General features: G+C 44.4%; 2 protein-coding genes. Both read left to right on the forward strand.

Annotation, left to right across the window (positions count from 1 at the left end):
- The coding region (locus tag A3729_RS29735; RefSeq protein ID WP_068634570.1) for a flagellar motor protein at positions 1–649 on the forward strand (649 nt) is incomplete at its 5' end.
- A 19-nt stretch (positions 650–668) separates the two neighbouring features.
- On the forward strand, positions 669–1292 hold a 624-nt coding region (locus A3729_RS29740), incomplete at its 3' end, for a flagellar motor protein MotB (RefSeq protein WP_068634571.1).

The following is a 1292-nucleotide window of genomic DNA, read 5'->3' on the forward strand; positions in this document are numbered from 1 at the left end:
TAATGGCCCCGCTGCCTTAATAGTTATAGGCGGTACGTTTGCTGCGATATTGTTACAAACTCCTTTTCAGACATTAAAGCGAGGCATTGTCATGTTGCGCTGGGTGTTTATACCGCCTTATGTGTCGATTGATGACGGGATTGAAAAGGTTATTTCCTGGAGTATGCGAGCAAGAAAAGAGGGCTTGCTTGGGCTAGAGTCTTCAGTCGAGAAAGAAGATGAGCCTTTTGCTGGTAAAGGTCTTCAGCTGCTCGTTGATGGTGCTGAGCCTGAAGTGATTAGAAATGTACTTGAGTTGGATCTTATTTCTAAAGAGCGTCATGACCTTAGTTCAGCAAAGATCTATGACGGGATGGGGGGGTATTCTCCTACCATTGGTATCATTGGCGCAGTAATGGGTCTGATACATGTTATGAGTAACCTTGCTGACCCATCCTCTCTTGGCGCTGGTATCGCGACTGCCTTTGTAGCGACAATTTATGGCGTTGCATTTGCCAACCTGCTGTTTTTCCCAGTCGGTAGTAAGCTAAAGTCTGTGATTCAACGGCAATCCCAGTATAGAGAAATGCTTATCGAAGGCTTGGTGGCAATCTCAGAGGGAGAGAACCCTCGTTCAATCGAGCTAAAGCTACGCGGCTTTATCACTTAACTATCACTTGAGCTAAGCTATGCGCAGGCAATTAGAAGAAGAGCATGATAATCATGAGCGTTGGTTAGTATCATACGCTGACTTTATCACTTTGCTGTTTGCTTTCTTCGTTGTGATGTATTCAATTTCTTCGGTAAATGAAGGTAAATATAAAGTCCTTTCTGAGAGTTTGGAAGGGGTCTTTAACGCTCCCGCGAAAACCATAAAGCCAATTCAGGTTGGAGATATAAGTCCTCGCTCTACCTCTCCGGATTCACGTGAAATTTTTATCCAACCAATGATCGGTGAGTCATCACCACCCCCTGATCAACGAAAGAAAAAGAAGGAACCTAGCAAAGAAGACCTCCAACTCGAAATGATAGCAGGGGAGTTTGAAGATAACTTTGAAGACTTGATATTCGAGGAAAAGGTAAGCGTTCAGAAGAAAGACGATTGGATCGAGATCTCGTTGGATGATACGGTTGTTTTTCAAAGCGGCGGTGTGGAGCCTGTTGATGATGCTTTGCCAATTATTGAAAAAATTGCAGGTATTATGAACCAGCACGATAACGCTATGCTGGTAGAGGGGCATACTGATAATGTTCCTATTCGAAGCCCTGTATTCCCATCTAATTGGGAGCTCTCTGCAGCGCGAGCAGCCACA

The organism is Oleiphilus sp. HI0043, from assembly GCF_001634935.1.